At 35.4% G+C, this 17,325-nt stretch carries 18 protein-coding genes; 12 read left to right on the top strand and 6 right to left on the bottom strand.

The window, feature by feature from the left end; translation table 11 throughout:
* Positions 1-9: 9 nt before the first annotated feature.
* Positions 10-1,182 (top strand): homoserine dehydrogenase, encoded by a 1,173-nt coding sequence (locus G6534_RS08125; RefSeq protein WP_059073715.1) that lies wholly within the window; start codon positions 10-12, stop codon positions 1,180-1,182.
* Positions 1,182-2,507, top strand: a complete 1,326-nt coding sequence (locus G6534_RS08120) for an aspartate kinase (protein WP_059073716.1) — start codon at positions 1,182-1,184, stop codon at positions 2,505-2,507. Before G6534_RS08125 ends, G6534_RS08120 begins: the two co-directional genes overlap by 1 nt.
* A gap of 35 nt (positions 2,508-2,542) precedes the next feature.
* Here the strand turns inward: G6534_RS08120 and G6534_RS08115 are convergent, their stop codons facing one another.
* A complete protein-coding gene (locus G6534_RS08115) occupies positions 2,543-3,412 on the bottom strand; it encodes an aldo/keto reductase (RefSeq protein WP_059073717.1) in 870 nt (289 codons plus the stop codon).
* A 175-nt stretch (positions 3,413-3,587) separates the two neighbouring features.
* On the opposite strand from G6534_RS08115, the gene G6534_RS08110 reads away from it, so the two are divergent.
* Genes G6534_RS08110 through phnW form a run of 6 tightly spaced genes read left to right on the top strand, consistent with a single transcriptional unit; the run spans position 3,588 to position 8,934 of the window.
* The gene (locus tag G6534_RS08110) at positions 3,588-4,631 is read left to right on the top strand and encodes a phosphate/phosphite/phosphonate ABC transporter substrate-binding protein (RefSeq protein WP_119317361.1); all 1,044 of its coding nucleotides are present in this window, start codon (positions 3,588-3,590) and stop codon (positions 4,629-4,631) included.
* 12 nt (positions 4,632-4,643) lie between these two features.
* Positions 4,644-5,399 carry a phosphonate ABC transporter ATP-binding protein gene (gene phnC / locus G6534_RS08105; protein ID WP_182082580.1) on the top strand — a complete coding sequence of 252 codons (756 nt, stop codon included), beginning with the start codon at positions 4,644-4,646 and terminating at the stop codon, positions 5,397-5,399.
* Positions 5,399-6,190: a phosphate/phosphonate ABC transporter permease gene (locus tag G6534_RS08100; RefSeq protein WP_059073719.1), complete on the top strand. Its 792-nt coding sequence runs from the start codon at positions 5,399-5,401 to the stop codon at positions 6,188-6,190. The genes phnC and G6534_RS08100 overlap by 1 nt, the downstream gene beginning before the upstream one ends.
* Entirely contained in the window at positions 6,187-7,038 is an 852-nt protein-coding gene (locus tag G6534_RS08095) for a PhnE/PtxC family ABC transporter permease (protein ID WP_059073720.1), read from the top strand. The genes G6534_RS08100 and G6534_RS08095 overlap by 4 nt, the downstream gene beginning before the upstream one ends.
* Positions 7,039-7,054: 16 nt before the next feature.
* Complete coding sequence (phnX, locus tag G6534_RS08090) at positions 7,055-7,849, top strand: phosphonoacetaldehyde hydrolase (RefSeq protein WP_059073721.1); 795 nt, start codon at positions 7,055-7,057, stop codon at positions 7,847-7,849.
* The gene (gene phnW, locus G6534_RS08085) at positions 7,843-8,934 is read left to right on the top strand and encodes a 2-aminoethylphosphonate--pyruvate transaminase (RefSeq protein WP_059073722.1); all 1,092 of its coding nucleotides are present in this window, start codon (positions 7,843-7,845) and stop codon (positions 8,932-8,934) included. Before phnX ends, phnW begins: the two co-directional genes overlap by 7 nt.
* A 33-nt stretch (positions 8,935-8,967) precedes the next feature.
* Here the strand turns inward: phnW and G6534_RS08080 are convergent, their stop codons facing one another.
* Positions 8,968-9,624 (bottom strand): phosphatase PAP2 family protein, encoded by a 657-nt coding sequence (locus G6534_RS08080; RefSeq protein WP_182082579.1) that lies wholly within the window; start codon positions 9,622-9,624, stop codon positions 8,968-8,970.
* 140 nt (positions 9,625-9,764) lie between these two features.
* Here G6534_RS08080 and G6534_RS08075 point away from each other — a divergent pair, with 140 nt between their 5' ends.
* The 4 genes from G6534_RS08075 to G6534_RS08060 all read left to right on the top strand — a co-directional run bounded on the left by G6534_RS08075 (position 9,765) and on the right by G6534_RS08060 (position 13,312).
* Positions 9,765-10,010: a hypothetical protein gene (locus G6534_RS08075; RefSeq protein ID WP_010018619.1), complete on the top strand. Its 246-nt coding sequence runs from the start codon at positions 9,765-9,767 to the stop codon at positions 10,008-10,010.
* Between the two features lie 92 nt (positions 10,011-10,102).
* Complete coding sequence (locus G6534_RS08070) at positions 10,103-11,032, top strand: DMT family transporter (RefSeq protein WP_059073724.1); 930 nt, start codon at positions 10,103-10,105, stop codon at positions 11,030-11,032.
* 116 nt (positions 11,033-11,148) lie between these two features.
* Entirely contained in the window at positions 11,149-12,909 is a 1,761-nt protein-coding gene (spxB, locus tag G6534_RS08065) for a pyruvate oxidase (RefSeq protein ID WP_182082578.1), read from the top strand.
* A gap of 88 nt (positions 12,910-12,997) precedes the next feature.
* Positions 12,998-13,312: a hypothetical protein gene (locus G6534_RS08060; RefSeq protein WP_059073726.1), complete on the top strand. Its 315-nt coding sequence runs from the start codon at positions 12,998-13,000 to the stop codon at positions 13,310-13,312.
* A 44-nt stretch (positions 13,313-13,356) separates the two neighbouring features.
* Here the strand turns inward: G6534_RS08060 and pstB are convergent, their stop codons facing one another.
* The 4 genes from pstB to G6534_RS08040 form a co-directional block, all read right to left on the bottom strand.
* Entirely contained in the window at positions 13,357-14,151 is a 795-nt protein-coding gene (gene pstB, locus G6534_RS08055) for a phosphate ABC transporter ATP-binding protein PstB (RefSeq protein ID WP_059073727.1), read from the bottom strand.
* Positions 14,152-14,161: 10 nt separating this feature from the next.
* The gene (pstA, locus tag G6534_RS08050; RefSeq protein WP_059073728.1) at positions 14,162-15,049 is read right to left on the bottom strand and encodes a phosphate ABC transporter permease PstA; all 888 of its coding nucleotides are present in this window, start codon (positions 15,047-15,049) and stop codon (positions 14,162-14,164) included.
* A complete protein-coding gene (gene pstC, locus G6534_RS08045) occupies positions 15,050-15,967 on the bottom strand; it encodes a phosphate ABC transporter permease subunit PstC (protein ID WP_182082577.1) in 918 nt (305 codons plus the stop codon). It abuts the gene before it with no gap.
* 78 nt (positions 15,968-16,045) lie between these two features.
* A complete protein-coding gene (locus G6534_RS08040; RefSeq protein WP_059073730.1) occupies positions 16,046-16,951 on the bottom strand; it encodes a phosphate ABC transporter substrate-binding protein PstS family protein in 906 nt (301 codons plus the stop codon).
* Positions 16,952-17,325: the final 374 nt, after the last annotated feature.

Genomic DNA, 17,325 nt, shown 5'->3' with positions numbered 1-17,325 from the left:
GTTAAACCTATGAAAATTGCAATCTTAGGATTTGGTACAGTAGGAAAAGGCGTATATGAAATAGTTAAGAAGGCCAATATGCAAACCCAAAACCTCTCTGTAAGTCACATTTTGATTAGGAAAAATAAAGCTCGGACAATGTCAGAGATGACAGATGACATGTCGAAAATTTTAAATGACAAGGACGTTGATGTTGTTGTCGAAGTAATGGGTGGTATCGAACCAGCTCATGAATATATCTTGGCAGCCTTAAATCATGGTAAGAATGTTATTACAGCTAATAAGGCTGTCGTAGCTATTTATTTGAAAGAATTTACAGAAGCAGCTGAAAAAAATCATGTGAAATTTTACTTTGAAGCTTCTGTCGGTGGTGGTATTCCTTGGATCCAGGGGCTGGAAAAAGCTTTACGCATTGATAACGTTAATTCGATTTCTGGTATCTTCAATGGTACAAGTAATTTTATTTTGGATCAGATGAGTAAAAAAGGGCAATCATTTATTGAAGTATTAAAAGAAGCTCAAAAACTCGGCTATGCTGAAGCTGACCCAAGTGCTGATATTGATGGATATGATATTGCCAACAAGTTGTGTATCAGCGCAGATATTGCTTATGACATTGATATTAAAAATCATCAAAAGCTACCTATTTTTGGAATTAGAAATATTACTTGTGAAGATGTGAAGTATTTCCAAAAACGTGGTCTAGCAATTAAATTGATTGGTCGTTCACATCAAAAAGACAACAAGTTCGATTATGTGGTCGAACCAGCACTATTTTTGGATCAGACTTTGGAAGCTAATACTCCCGATAATTACAATTTGATTTCTTTAAATGGGGAGACAATTGGCAAGCTCGACTTCTTTGGTCAAGGAGCAGGAATGTTACCAACTGCTAATGCAATCGTCCAAGACATTTTGGATGTTAAGGAAAGAAAGAGTCATTTGAAACGTGACTTTGATAAACGAATGGAATATTGTCCAGATTTAACTAAAGGTGATTATCTCTTGCGTACAAAAGTTGATGTCAGTGATTTATTTAAAGACTATCAAGTTTCAAAAGAAGGTTCATATCTAGCTGTTCATCAGATTCCGGTTGGAATGATGCATAAATTAATGAAATTAGTTTTACAAAAGGATAAGACAGCTTTCATGGTCAGCCTTCCAGATCAGGAGGTTGCCTAATGAAAGTTGCAAAATTTGGAGGAAGTTCAGTAGCTGATGCTGGACAATTTAAAAAGGTCAAACAAATCATTGAAGCAGATTCTGATAGACAAATAGTTGTTGTCAGTGCTGCTGGTAAGAGTGTTAGTGAAAAAATCAAGGTTACTGATCTTTTGATAAAAATGGAACAAGCTATTAATGAAGGTAATGACTTTTCTAAGTTATTCTCAAAGATTAGTTCACGGATTTTAAAAATTAGAGATGATTTGAACCTGAATCTCGATATTGAAGCGGATTTAAATGAAATTGCTAAGCATTTAAATGGTTGCTCTCATGATTATTTGATTTCTCGGGGCGAGTTTTTGACAGGTAAGATGATGGCTGAATTCTTAGGTTATTATTTCGTCGATGCCAAAGATATTTTGATTTTTGATGGTGATAATTTAAACTACGAACTATCTCGTCAAAAACTATTAGTAATTTTACAAAATCATCAAAATATTTTAGTTCCTGGTTTTTATGGCAGCAACGAAGATGGTTCAGTTCATCTAATGCCAAGAGGTGGTAGCGACATAACTGGGGCAATTTTGGCTAATTTGGCTGATGCTAAATTGTACGAAAACTGGACTGATGTCTCGGGAATCTTAATGGCAGATCCGCGAATCGTTGATCATTCAAAGAAAATTGACGTTTTAACTTATGAAGAATTACAAGAGTTGTCATATATGGGTGTCGGTGTTTTCCAAGAAGAAGCCGTGCGTCCAGTACGTCAAAAAAATATTCCAACCGAGATTCTCAATACTAATTGTCCTAGTGCTGGTGGAACTTTAGTTGTTGCTAAAGAGAAGCATTTGAACAACAATATCGTAACGGGAATTGCTGGTAAAAAAGATTATATAGTCATTACTATTAAAAAATATCGTTTGAGTAAGCATTTGGAAGTATTGCAAAAGGTATTAGCTGTTTTTCAGAAACAACACATTTCAATTGATTCAACTCCTTCGGGAAATGATGGTTTTAGTTTCTTATGTCAACGTGGAGATATTGGCAATAAATTAAAATTGATCATTCAAGAATTGAAAGCTAATTGTGGCGTTGATGCAGTTAATGTCCGTGAAAATATTGCTTTAGTAGCCGCTGTTTCATTGAAATTAAGTAGTCGTCCAGCCATTGCAGGAAGAATTCTTAATTATTTAGATGAAAGTCTAATTAAAGTGAAATTTGTGTTCCAAGATGGTAGCGATATTAAAGTAGTCTTTGGCGTTAACAATGAAGATTACGAGAAAACAATTGAAAAAATTTATCATGAATCAATTAATTCAATCACACAAAAAATTTCTGCATAGAAAAAGCTCTCAAGGTCATGCCTTGAGAGCTTTTTTTAGTGATTTTGAGTTGAATAAGTGATTGAGTTGGCCAAAAATTCTTTGTCATCAGGATCTGCTCCAACACGTTTATCACTGTCTAATTTCTTGATTTGTTCCATTTCTTCAGGTGTTAAGTCAAAGTGATAGTCGAAAAGATCGATATTTTCTTTGATACGACTTTCGTGAGTTGATTTAGGAATGATTATTTCACCACGTTGAATATGCCAGCGTAGGACAATTTGGGCAGGTGTTTTGTGATGATTTTCAGCTATTTCTTTAATTACTGGATCATCAATGACTTTATTTAAGCCACCACCTAATGGACTCCATGATTCATGAGCAATGTGTTTTTCTTGTAAGTACTCGTGGAGATCAGTCTCTTGTAAATAAGGGTGCGTTTCAATTTGGTCGACCATAGGAGCAATCGTAGCCTTTTCCATTAATTGTTCAATGTGATGAGCTTTGAAGTTAGAAACCCCGATAGCTCTAACTTTACCTTGTTTATAAAGATCTTCCATCGCACGCCAGTTTTCTTCAAAGCCTTCAGCTGGCCAATGAATCAAATAAAGATCCAAATAATCTAAGCCCAATTTTTGTAAAGAATTGTTAAATTGAGCAATTGTTGCATCATATCCTCGAACGTCGTTCCAAATCTTAGTGGTAATGAATAAGTACTTTCTATCAATGCCACTTTCTTTGATAGCTTTGCCAACAGCCGTTTCATTATCGTAAAAACTAGCTGTATCGATGTGACGGTAACCACTTTGGATAGCCCATTTGACACTATTTAGCACTTCATCGTCTGACATTCTAAATACGCCTAGACCTACTTGGGGAATCATTACACCATTGCTTAATTCAATATAAGGAATATTTGTCGCCATAAATTTACCTCCTATGTTTTTTCAAAAACTATTATAGCCCATTTATTTGTATAAAAAATGTATAAAGAATGTAAATGTTATATCTGATTATTTTACAGAAAATATATTTTTATTTTACATTCGTTTGTTACTCTTATGTTGCTCGAAAAAAACAAACAGAAAGTGGGATTTATCTATGAAAAAAGGGCGATTATTAACCGCTGTTTTAGGGGTATTTTTACTACTCGCAGGGGTATTAACTGGATGTTCATCTAACAGTTCAGCATCACAAAAAGCTGGTAGTAAGGATAATAAGGAGATCACAATGGTCTTCTATCCAAATGAATCAGCTAAGAACTTCACTGCTTCACGTAAAGCTTTACAAGAAGAATTACACAAGGCTACAGGTAAGAAGATCAATATTCAAACAACAACTGATTACAACGTGGCGATTGCTGCTATCGCTTCAGGTAAAGCACAATTAGCATTCATGGGTGCCGATGGTTATATTCAAGCACATGCACAAAACAAAAAAGTTGTTCCTTTGCTTCTACAATCAGGTCCAGATGGAACTACAAAGGGTGCAAGTTATCGTTCATATCTAATGGTTCAAAAAGATAAGGCCGATCAATACAAAAAAGATGGCAAGTACAATATCGACAAGATCAAGGGTGAAAAGATTTCATTCGTTTCAGCTAGTTCAACATCAGGTTTTGCCGTACCAACAGACGAAATTGCTAAGCATTTCAAACTAAAGAACAAAGATGAACTATCAGAAGGTGGCAAGTTCTTCAGTAAAGTATTGTATGGAACAACTCACCCAGGTTCAGCTATTAACTTATTAAAGGGTGACGCTGACGTTGCTGCATTTGATGATGGTGATTTGACACCATTCTTGAAAGTTACAGAAGGTAGTTACGATAAGGTTGGTTCAACATTTACAGTTCGTGATGATGCCGATGCACCATTTGCTGAATTCAAAGGTAAGCAATTAGTTAACCTATCAGTATTACCAGTTCAAAATGGACCTTTCGTAGTAAACTCAGGTGCATTAAGCAAGAAAGATATTGATGCAATTACAAAACGTTTCACAACTAAAGAATTTACAGAAACAAAGGGTCTATTCTCAGATGGTAAGGGTAAGACACCAACACTATGGCAAAAGAAGAGTGACAAGACAATTCTTCTAAAAGTTGATGATGACTGGTACAAACCTACACATGAACTAGTTGGTAAATAAGAGAGGTATCTTATGTTAGAGGTTAAGAATTTACAAAAGAGTTACGAGAAAGACAAGCCAGCTTTGACAGACATTTCTTTCGACATTAAACCGGGGACTTTTGTTGCGATTATTGGTCCTTCTGGCGCTGGTAAGACAACAATTTTAAGAAGTTTAAATCAATTGATCAAAGATGATGACGGTCAAATCCTCCTCGATGGCAAGGATATTCGCAGTGCTAACAAAGAGCAACTACGTAAGTTTCGCCGTCAAATCGGGATGGTTTTCCAAAATTATAATTTGGTTGAAAGATTGACAGTTATTGAAAATGTTTTACATGGTCGATTAGGTTATAAGTCAACTTTGGCGGGTGTTTTTGGTAGATATACTCAAGAGGAAAAAGAAGAAGCAATGTCTCTTTTGAAAAAAGTTGGTTTAGAGAATTTTGCTTTAAAGAGATGTTCCGAATTGAGTGGTGGTCAAAAACAACGTGTTGGGATTGCCAGATCATTGATTCAACATCCAAAGGTTATTCTCTGTGATGAACCGATTGCTTCTCTGGATCCGGCCTCTGCACAAAATGTCATGGAATTACTTAAGAGATTGACTGATGAGTACAACTTAATTTGTATAGCTAATTTGCATCAAATCAATATGGCAAAAAAATATGCTGATCAAATTATTGGCATTAGAAAAGGACATTTAGTTTTTGATGAAGATGCTGATTTATTGTCAGAAGATATTTTGAGGACTCTTTATGATCAAGATATTACAAAGGAGCTTGAATAATGCAATCTCCTACAAATTTTTTAAAACACAAAGGATGGCATCAGACAGCGATAATCGCAATTATTGGCGGTACTTATATATTCGCTAGTTGGATTTTGAGCTTTGATAATTTAGCTGGTTTTACTGCAATTCCCAGGGCTTTTGCTTGGTTAGGGGTTAATTTCAAACCAACGGCTAGTTCAACAGAATTCCTACCTAAAATATGGCAAAAATTGCTACAAACTGTTCTTTTAGCAATTTCTTCTACGGTAGTGGCATCAGCTATTTCCATCTTCGTGGCTCTATTAGGATCCAAGGTTACTGGAATCAACGGAACGGTTCAGACAATTGTGCGAGGAATCGCATCTTTCTTTAGAAATATTCCGTTAGTAGCTTGGTCTATGATTCTTTTGTTCTCATTTAAGCAGAGTGATTTTACTGGTTTTCTAGCACTTCTATTGCTATCGATTGGTTACTTGATCCGTGCTTTTATGGAAATTATTGAGGACGAAGCTAGTGAAACAATGTTGGCTTTAAAAGCTACTGGTGCAAGCTACTTCCAAGTTATTTTTCAAGCAGTTTTGCCACAAATCTTACCAAGTATTTTAAGTTGGATTCTTTACATGATTGAAAATAATGTACGTGATGCGACTTTGGTTGGTATTTTGACAGGTACAGGAATTGGTTTTATCTTTGATGTTTACTTTAAGAGTTTTCGATACGATGCTGCCGGAATGACTGTTTTAGCAATTATTATTGTTGTTATTGCTTTAGAAACTATTTCCAATCAAATTAGGAGGGTGATTTTATGATTAATGCAGACGAACAAATTATTCAACAACCTAATCCACCCAAGTCTCCTGAGATCAAGTTGCATGAGAATAGTTTATCAAGAACAATGATCGTGGTAGTTTTTGCTAGTTTAGTAATCATTACTGGCTATACATTGATGCATTTAGACGCAGCGGGCATTCAATTGAACACTGCTTTTAAAGAATTAGCTACAAATTTGCAACAAATGTTTTTACAGCCTAGTGCCGGAACTGATGGCTTTACGCCTTTATTGCAAGCTTTGGCTGGCAGTGTTTTACTTTCGATTCTAACAACGATTATTGGTGCAGTTTTTGGATTCTTCTTTGCCGTTCTGGCATCTAAGAATTTAACTAACGCATACTTAGGAGCCGGAATAAGAGTAGTTATGGCGGTTGTGCGAGCAATTCCAACTATCATCTGGGCTTTGATCTTTTCTATTATTTGTGGACTGGGTACTACAGCTGCAGTTTTAGGCTTGAGTTTTCATAGTGTGGCTTATTTAACTAAGGCGTATTCAGAAAGTATTGAAGGAATTGACAAATCGACAATTGAATCATTAAAAGTAACCGGAGCAAAATTTTGGGTCGTTGTCTTCCAAGCAATTTGGCCTACAATTATTGCCTCATTCGTTTCATGGACGTTCATTCGTCTAGAAATCAATTTTGCTAATGCGATTGCTGTTGGTGCTGCCGCCGGTGCCGGTGGAATTGGTTATCAACTGTTTGTCGCTAGTGGGATGAGTTTTGATTTCCACGAAACAGGATTGATCGTTTATCTAGTTATTTTTGTAACGTTTGTACTTGAGTTTATAGCGGTTAAAATTCGTCAGATGTATTTAAACCGTTAATTAGGGAGAAGATTTTATGATTGAAGCAGTTATATTTGATTGGGCAGGAACGACCGTTGATTATGGTAGTTTGGCACCTGTCATTGCCTTTAAAAATGCCTTTAAGAATGCTGGTATTTCATTGACAGACGATGAAATCCGTCGTGATATGGGGATGGCTAAATGGGATCATATCGGCAAGATATTGGAACTAGAAGATGTCAAACAACAATGGAAAAAAATGTATTCTAAATTGCCAATGGATGATGATCGTAAGAAAATTTACGAAGATTTTCAACAATCGTTGTTACATTATTTGAGAGAAGATACTGACTTAAAAGCTGGTGTTTTGAAAACTTTCAATTATTTGAAGGAATATGGAATCAAGGTTGCCACGACAACAGGATATACTGCTGAAATGATGAAAATCGTTCAAGAAAAGGCTGCTGACCGTGGCTATACCCCTGAGTTAGTGGTGACGTCAGAAGATGTTGACGGGGTTGGCAGACCATCACCAGCAATGATCCAATTCATTATGAAAAAGTTCAATATTAGTGATCCTAAAAAAATTATCAAAGTTGGGGATACTTTGGTAGATATTAAAGAAGGTCAAAATGCTGGCGTCAAAACAGTTGGGATAGTTGAAGGAAGCAGTTTGATGGGATTAACGCAGGTTGAATTCGATGAGTTGAACAATGAAGAACAAATCGCTAAACGTAACGAAGTTAAACGTAAATTTGAATCAGTAAATGCTGATTTTGTGATTGATAGCATTTTGGATTTAGTCCAAATTGTAGAATATTTAAATGAATCGATGGATAAAAAATGGTAGAAAAAAATTATTTACTCTTAACTCCTGGACCCTTAACAACCAGCGAAGAAGTAAAGCAAGCAATGGACTTTGATTACTGTACTTGGGATGATGATTATAAAAAAATCACTCAATCATTTCGCCATTCGCTTTTAGAAGTTGCACAAGTAAGTGACGAAGAGTATACGGCAGTCCCTATCCAAGGTAGTGGTACTTACGGTGTCGAATCAGTAATTAGTTCTACAATTTCAGATGATGATACTTTATTGATTGCCATGAATGGTGCTTATGGTAAGCGTATTGGAGAAATGGCAGATATATACGGTATCAATCATGTTGATCTAGTCGTTGATGAAAGACAACCAATTACTTTAGAAGCAGTTACAAAATGTTTGGATGCTAATCCTGACGTAACTCATTTTGCGATGATCCACTGTGAAACTACAACTGGAATTTTGAATCCGATTGAAGATATAGTTCCTTACGTTAGTGGCAGAGGAGTAACAACAATTGTAGATGCTATGAGTAGTTTTGGTGGCATTCCAATTGATGTTAAGGCTAATAAGATTGATTATTTAATCAGTAGTTCTAATAAATGTATCCAAGGTGTACCAGGATTCTCATTTGTGATTGCCAGAAAAGAAGTTTTGGAAAAAGCTAAAGGGATGGCAAGAACTTTATCCTTAGACCTTTATGGACAATACATTGAAATGGAACGTAACAATGGTAAATGGAGATTTACTTCACCAACTCATGTTGTTCATGCTTTCTATGAAGCTCTTAAAGAACTAAAAGAAGAAGGTGGCGTACAAGCTCGTCATCAACGTTATGAGAATAATCAAAAGCATCTTGCTAGGGGAATGGAAGAACTTGGATTTAAAGTTTTGATCGATGAAAAATTCCAATCACCAATCATTACATCTTTCATTTATCCAACCGAAGATTTTGATTTTCGTGCATTCTATCAACAATTAAAATCAGATGGCTTTGTGATTTATCCGGGAAAAATATCACAAGTTCCTACATTTAGAATTGGTAATATCGGTGAAGTTTATGATGAGGACATCACCAAGTTGCTTCTTGCAATTAAAGAAATTACTGAATAAATAAAAAGGGCTTGGCAAATTGCCAAGTCCTTTTTATTCAACCGGTATATCAATTTTGGATTTTTCTTCGAAATATCGTAGATACAGTAATTCACTGCTTTCCCACCAAGCTCCAGCAAGTAGAGCACTACCAATTACATCAGTAGGAAAATGTCCATGTAAGTAAACTCTAGAAATAGCAACCAATATCAACCAAAGAATCAAAATAGTTTTATAGATCCAATTAAATGATTGATTCTTCAGGTAAGGCAAGATGAACAAAATGATAGCTAAGATGACTAAAGTAGTACCAAAGACGTGACCACTAGGAAAACTATATCCAGTTGCAGGAATGATTTTTCCTGTGGGGCGAGTTCTTCTGACAGTAATCTTTACTAGGAAAGCAATAATGTTACCTGATATTAAAACGAATCCTAACCACAAAGCACTTTTTCTGCGTTTAACAAACCACAGGAAAACCATAATGATTATTAAATAAAGCACATCCATTACGGGTTTACCTAAAAATGTGATAAACTCAAAAATCTTGTTGTTAGTGCTATTAGTGATGTTGGCTAATAAATTTTGGATTGAATAATCAAAATTCGAAGTGATCTGACTGTTAGTTACAATCATCAGTTCTAATAAAAAGAATACGATGATATAACTGAGAGCAAACCATTTTCGAGAGGAATTTTTTTTGAATATCAAAATAAGCGCTCCTTTTTCCTTAAGCCTTGATTGTAATATGTTTTTCATTATAATAAAAGTTTTTTATTATAAAATTTGAAATAATTTCCTCAAATTATGATTACATGATATAATCAGTCTTACTAAAAAGGAGGCTTAAAATGCTCACATTAATGGCAGCCAGCTCAAGTAGTTCGGCACCTTTATTAATTGCTATTGGAGTGGCAATTTTAGTTATCATTTGGTTATTTATCAAAACCGGAATTGCTTTACTTCATCATCCAATAATTGGAATTATCTTGATTCTTTTAGGGGTATTAGGATTATGGAACTACTTAATTATTGGTATCGGGGTAATTGTAGGTGGGATAGTTTTCTTAGTCATATCACAATTCTTTAATAATTAATTTGGAGCAGGACAAATTGTCCTGCTTTTTTTAATCAAAAAAATATCGTTTAAAAACACTTAAATCTATATTAAAGATGTGAAGGTGAAAAAATGTTAACGATATTAATTGGTTTGATAATTGGAATTGGGTTACCGATTCAAACGAGCATTAATTCTCGACTAAAATTCTCAGTGGAATCACCCTTTGTAGCTTCATTGATTTCATTTTCCTTAGGAACATTGTTTTTAGCACTTATTACGATATTGATTGATAAGTCACTGTTCTTTTCCTTAAATTTATTTGAAAAAGAACCAATTTGGTTATGGCTAGGCGGTTTGCTGGGAGTGATTTATTTAACATCCAATATTCTATTGTTTCCTAAACTTGGCAGTGTGCAGACTGTGATCATGCCAATTTTAGGACAGATAATTATGGGATTAATAATTGATAATTTTGGATTATTCGGTTCACCAGTTCAGCCATTGAAATGGAATAGAGTTATTGGAGCAGTATTGGTAATTGTTGGTGTGATTGGAGCGGTATCCATCAATCAAATCATTGTGTATCGTCATAAGAAATTTTTACCTGATAAGGCAAATAATCTTTGGATTTATCGGTTAATTGGAATTGTGGTAGGGATGTTTAGTGCCACGCAAACTGCTATCAATGGACATCTAGGAATAGTTTTAAAATCTTCGGTTAAAGCAGCTTTTATTTCATTTTTTGTTGGGACAATTTCTCTGATTATCATCGTTACAATAATTCATCCGCGTTTGCATTTTCAAAAAAGCAAAGAGACCCCTTGGTGGATTTGGTTAGGGGGATTTATTGGGGCATTATTTGTTTTAGGAAATGTTTATTTGGTACCAAAAATCGGTACTGGTTTGGCAGTGGTGATTGTCTTAGTAGGATTAATTGTCGGCAGTTTGTTGATAGATCAATTTGGCTGGTTTAATTCAACTAAGAATCCCATTACTTTTGCTCAAATAGTTAGTTTATTAATTATGATTTTTGGTGTAATTACTATCCGACTTTTGTAAGTAACAAGTTAAAAAATTAACAAGAAAGATTATTTGATTTTTTAACAGAAGTATTCGATGATAGCGTTTACAAGGGTAGACAATAAACCCATTAAAAAAAGAGGGAAAGTGTAATTATGACAAAAATGATAGCTGGACAAGCTTTGGTAAAAGTTCTTGAAGATTGGGGCGTTGATCATATTTATGGCGTACCTGGCGGTTCCATTAATCATACTGTTGAAGGTCTATATTTAGAAAAAGATAAAATCAAATATATTCAGGTTCGTCATGAAGAAGTCGGTGCTATTGCCGCTTCAGCCGATGCCAAATTCACTGGAAAAATTGGTGTTGCTTTTGGTTCAGCAGGTCCTGGTGCCACTCATCTATTTAATGGTTTGTATGATGCCAAGATGGATCATGTTCCTGTATTAGCTTTGGTAGGACAAGTTCCTCAAGAAAATATGAATACTAATTACTTCCAAGAAATGGATGAAGGACCTATGTTTGAAGATGTGGCAGTTTACAATCGTACCGTAACCACATCAGAACAAATCCCTTATGTAATCAATCAAGCAATTCGTGAAGCTTACCGTCAGAATGGTGTAGCAGTGGTAATTTTGCCAGAAAATTTGACGACTGAAGAAATTGATTATGTACCTGCTAAAACTCCTAAAATTGTTAAAAATAATTACTCACAAAAAATTGATCAAAAAGATATTGATAACACTTTGAAACTACTCAAAGAAGCTAAGCATCCACTAGTTTATGCAGGTCGTGGTTTGTTAGGTGCAAAAGAAGTTTTAACTAAATTCTCAGAACAATTCAATATTCCGGTGATGAATACTGTTCCAGCAACTGGAGTAATCAGTACTGATCATCCTAATTTCATTGGAACTTTTGGACGATTAGGAAGTAAATCAGGTTTTGAAGCTTTGCAACATACAGATTTGATTCTCTTTATCGGTTCAGAATTTCCATTTGCAAGATTTTGGCCTGAGGGTGTCAAAATTATTGACGTTAATAATAATCCTTACGATATTGGAAAGACAGTCGATGTTGACTATGCTGTAATTGCTGATGCTAAGAGTTATTTACAAGCTTTGATCGATACTAAAGAAACTTTGCCAACAAGCACTTGGTTAAAAGCTAATCAAGAGAACAAGGCTAACTGGGATAAATGGTTGGATAAATTAGCCGAAGATGACAGTCAAGGTTTGAACCCAGAAACTGTTACCAAGAAAATTACCGAAATGGCTGGTCCTAATGATACTTATGGTGTTGATACTGGTAATGTTTCCGAATTTGGTGTTCGCGGATTGCCAATGAATCATAATCAACGTTTTGCCTTGTCAGGTTTATTTGCCACAATGGGCTTTGGTCTACCTGCGGGATTGGCTGGAGCTTTGAGTGTGCCTGAAGGACAAGCTTGGACATTGTCAGGTGACGGTGGTTTCTCAATGGTCGCACCAGATATCATTACTGAAGCTAGATATGGATTGCCAGTAATTAATGTAGTTCTTTCAAATGAAAGATTAGGTTTTATTTACTATGAACAAGTGGCCTCTAAACAACATTTGTATGGAGTTGATTTAACTGGTGCTGATTGGGCCAAAGTTGCTGAAGGTTTAGGTGGAATTGGATTCACTATTAAATCCATCAAAGATGCTGATGAAGTTTTTGCCAAAATCAAAGAATTACAGGCCAGTGGTAACAAGAAACCAATCGTAGTCAATGCTGTTATCAAACAAGATGATCCAGTTGCTACAGCCTTTATGCCACTAGATCCAAAATTGTATGGTCAAGAAGCTGTCGATGCCTATGCTAAGAAGTATCACATTGATGTTAAAGAACAACCATCTTTGGGAGAAATTCTAAGAGCTCAAGGCGATAATGATTAAATTGAACTATCAGAATTACTAATAAACAAGTAAAATAAAAGATGAGATACTTTTATTTCGTCTTTTATTTTTTTTACGAGGTATTTATATGGATATTAGTAATATAGAGGATTTAAAAAAGGCTATTGATAATAGAGAAAGCGGCTTTGAAGTAGGGCAATCTGCTTTTGAATTTTGTGATGAAATTCATCGTGAACAAGTAATGGGTAGCGGCGCTGAATGGTCGATTGCTACAACAGCTGGTTGGATGGGACTAGTAACTGGATTTAATCACTGGATCCATCGTAAGTTTATGAGTGAAGCGAAGAAGCAGCGTGAAGATATGAAACACATTATTATCAAAGAATACATTATTAAAAAGACTGACCAAACTGACAAGTATGAATTAGTTTTGAGGAAATAAAAAATGGTAGCATATTCAAACTTAATTGAATGGCTACCATTTTTTTAACCAAAATTACCAGAAACATAATCTTCAGTGGCTTGCATTTTAGGTTTAGTAAAGACATTTGCGGTCGTATTGTATTCAATAATATGACCTAGATGTAGAAAAGCAGTGTAGTCACTAATACGAGAAGCTTGCTGCAAATTATGTGTAACGATAATAATCGTGTAATTTTTCTTCAAAGTTTCTAGTGTTTCTTCAATTTTTGAAGTGGAAATTGGATCCAAAGCACTGGCTGGTTCATCCAATAGTAAGATATCAGGATGCATGGCAATCGAACGAGCAATGCAGAGACGTTGTTGCTGACCACCTGATAAAGCCAAAGCACTTTTATCAAGATCGTCTTTTACTTCATCCCAAAGTGCCGCATCTTTTAAACTTTGTTCCAATCGTTGTTCCAGAATCTCTTTTTTATTGATACCGGCGTTTTTCAAAGCAAAAGTGATATTTTCTCGAATTGATTTGGCAAAGGGATTAGGTCTTTGAAAGACCATTCCAACATGCTTTCTAACTTCATAAACGTTGATTTTTGGTGAATTGATATTGAGATTACGGTACATTATTTCACCATCAACGCGAGCACGTTTATCATTCATACGATTTAGGCAACGTAAGAACGTTGATTTACCACATCCGGAAGCACCAATCAGAGCAGTGATTTCGAAACGTGGGAATTCAAGATTAGCATCAAAGATAGCGTGATTGTTACCATAATATACTTGTAAATCTTTAGTTGTAAGTGCCTTTTCTTCTGCAATATTAGTTATAAAGGATTCGTTTAAATTGTATTCTTTCAAAAATGAGACCTCATTTCGTAGCAGTAATTTTTTTGTAGAGTTGGTTTCCTAAGAAACGAGCACCTAGGTTAAAAATCAGAATAACGATAATTAATACGGCAGAAGAGGCGCTAGAAATCAGGTGAGAATCAGGAGTGACACTCTCAGTATTAACTTTCCAAATATGGACTGCTAAAGTTTCAGCTGGACGCATAGGATTCAAAAAACTCGTACTGGAGAAGATGTTCCAATTGGTGTAATCAACAGTAGGAGCACTTTGACCAGCAGTATAAATCAAAGCGGCAGCTTCACCAAAAATTCTTCCGGCACTAAGAATCAAACCAGTTAAAATACCAGGTAAAGCAGCTGGTAAAACAATTTTAGTAGTAGTTTTCCAATTTGAAAGTCCTAGAGACATTCCAGCTTCTCTTTGTAAATCGGGTACACTACGTAATGATTCTTCAATATTTCTCGTTAAAAGAGGCAAATTGAAGAAGGTTAAAGCGATTGCCCCAGAAAGAATGGAGAAACCAAGATTTAATTTGATAACAAATAGCAAGTAGCCGAATAATCCAACTACAACGGAGGGCAGAGAACTTAAAACTTCGACACTAGTTCTAATCAAATCAGTGAACCAGTTGTCTTTGGCGTATTCAGATAAGTAAATTCCTGCTCCTAAACCAATTGGTAAAGAAACGATGATTGTAAGTACTAATAAGTAAAGAGAATTGAAGAGCTGGTCTCTAATTCCACCACCGGCACTAAAAGATTGAGCAGCGGAAGTTAGAAAATGCCATGAAATATCGGGAACACCATTGAAAAGAATGTACCCCAAAATGGCGACTAGAATTAAAATAACTGCCACGACTAAAGCATAGATAATGCCCGTGGCTAGATGATCGTATTTTTTAGCATTCATTTAGAAACGACCTCTCTTTCCAATGAATTTAACTAGCATATTTAAAATCAAAGACATCAATAACAGAATTAGAGCTAATGACCAAAGTGCGTTGTTGGGCAAAGTTCCCATAACTGTATTACCAATATCAGTAGTTAATTTACTAGTCAAAGTTGATGCGGGTGAAACTAAGTTTTTAGGCAATAGAGCCGCATTACCGATAACCATTTGTACGGCCAAAGCTTCACCAAAAGCTCGTGCCATTCCAAAGATAATAGCTGTCAAAATACCCGGAACAGCAGCTCTTAAAACAACTTTATAGATAGTTTGCCATCTAGTTGCTCCAAGGGCTAGTGAAGCTTGACGATAGAAAAGTGGAACGGAGTTTAAACTATCAACTGATAGAGAAGTTATCGTAGGTAAGATCATGACGAAGAGGACTAGAGTACCTGAAAGAATACCAAATCCAGTTCCACCAAAAATATCTCTAATAAAAGGAACGATAACTGACAAGCCGATGAATCCATAAACGACAGAAGGGATACCAACTAGTAATTCGATAACTGGTTGAAGAATCTTACTGCCTCGTTTGCTGGAGAATTCAGCCATGAAGATTGCAACTCCTAAAGCAAACGGCGTTGCTAATAGTGCAGCTAACAAAGTGACACTGAAAGAAGTAACAATCATTGGTAAAGCACCAATATCGGGATGTCCTTTAGCATCGGTGGCACCAGGATTCCAATTTGTTTTGGTTAAGAAATCAAAGACGTTTACATGATTTTGTGTAAAGGTAGCTAAACCTTTAGAAGCGATAAAGTAAAGAATACAAGTAACTAATAAAATTATTAAACCAATACAGACGTAACAAATTCCTTTACCAAAGTAATCTTGGAAGGTGGCCTTAGATTTTGTTTGTAATTTTTTTTGAATATCATCCATAGGGAGAACCTCCTATATAAAAATATAAAAAAAGAACCTCGACCAAGATTGGGCAAGGTTGAAGTTCTCTTTTTTCAGTTATTTAACGTCACTAACTGTTCCTTTAGAATCTTTTTGAACCTTCATATTGTGAATACTGATGTAACCCATGTCTTTAACAAGTGAGCTTTGAACATCTTTAGAATTCATGTAGTCTAGGAACTTAGCAGTAGCACCTTCAGCTTTACCGTTAGTGTACATGTGTTCATATGACCAGATCTTCCACTTGCCTGATTCAACATTTTCGTCAGTAGGTTGTACTTTATCGATTGAGATTGATTGTACTTTATCAGTAATGTATGAGAATGCTAGATAACTAATAGCACCTGGTGTACTTTCAACAATCTTTTGAACGGTACCATTTGAATCTTGTTCTTGTGATTTAACAGCTTCGGCACCTTTTAGAACAGCTGCTTCGAATGTTGCACGAGTACCACTACCTTTGGCACGGTTAACAACAGTGATTTTTTCATCTTTACCACCAACTTCTTTCCAGTTAGTGATCTTGCCAGTAAAGATTTGTTTTACTTGATCCATTGTCAATGATTTAACGTTTGCATCTTTATTAACTACTGGAGCCATACCAACAACAGCAACCTTGTGGTCAACAAGCTTCTTAGCATCGATACCGTCTTTTTCTTCAGCAAAGATATCTGAGTTACCGATTGTAACTGATTTGTCTTGAACTTGACTCAAACCAGTACCAGAGCCACCACCTTGAACAGTGATATCAACTTTGCTGTTACTCTTTTGGAAGTTAGCAGCAGCTTTTTCAACTAGTGGTTGTAAAGCAGTTGAACCAACGGCTGTAATCTTGCCTGATGTTGTGTTGCTATCGCTCTTTGAAGTAGCACTGGTTTTGCTATTCCCATTACCGCAACCAGTTAGAACGAGCATTAAAGCGGCGAAACCTAATACCAATGAAATAATAGTTTTCTTTTTCATTTCTAAAACCCCTATTCAAATTCGTATTGATAAAATCATTTACCTAACACTTATAAAGATAAAGGTGACGTGTATATATAATGTTTATTTAGTGTAAAAGTTTTGTAAAGTTGTGAAAAAAATATACATTTGCTTTGTAGACTAAAAAGGTGACCTGAGACGGCAAATAATGCAATATAACAACATTTGTAAATGTATATATTAAAATACAATATCAAATTTAGCTAATGTAAATGACCACCATTATTTACATTGCTATAATCAAGTTGTGATGTAGCTACAGTTAGTGTTTGTTTCAGGAAACCTCATGTAAAGATTCCTTAGTATTGTAAAGATGAAAAATGCGATATTAAGGATTTGGAAGGAAGTCGAGT

The sequence above is a fragment of the Companilactobacillus pabuli genome (genome assembly GCF_014058425.1).
GTDB classification, from domain to species: Bacteria; Bacillota; Bacilli; order Lactobacillales; family Lactobacillaceae; genus Companilactobacillus; species Companilactobacillus pabuli.
This window is presented reverse-complemented; position numbering and strand designations above follow the sequence as displayed.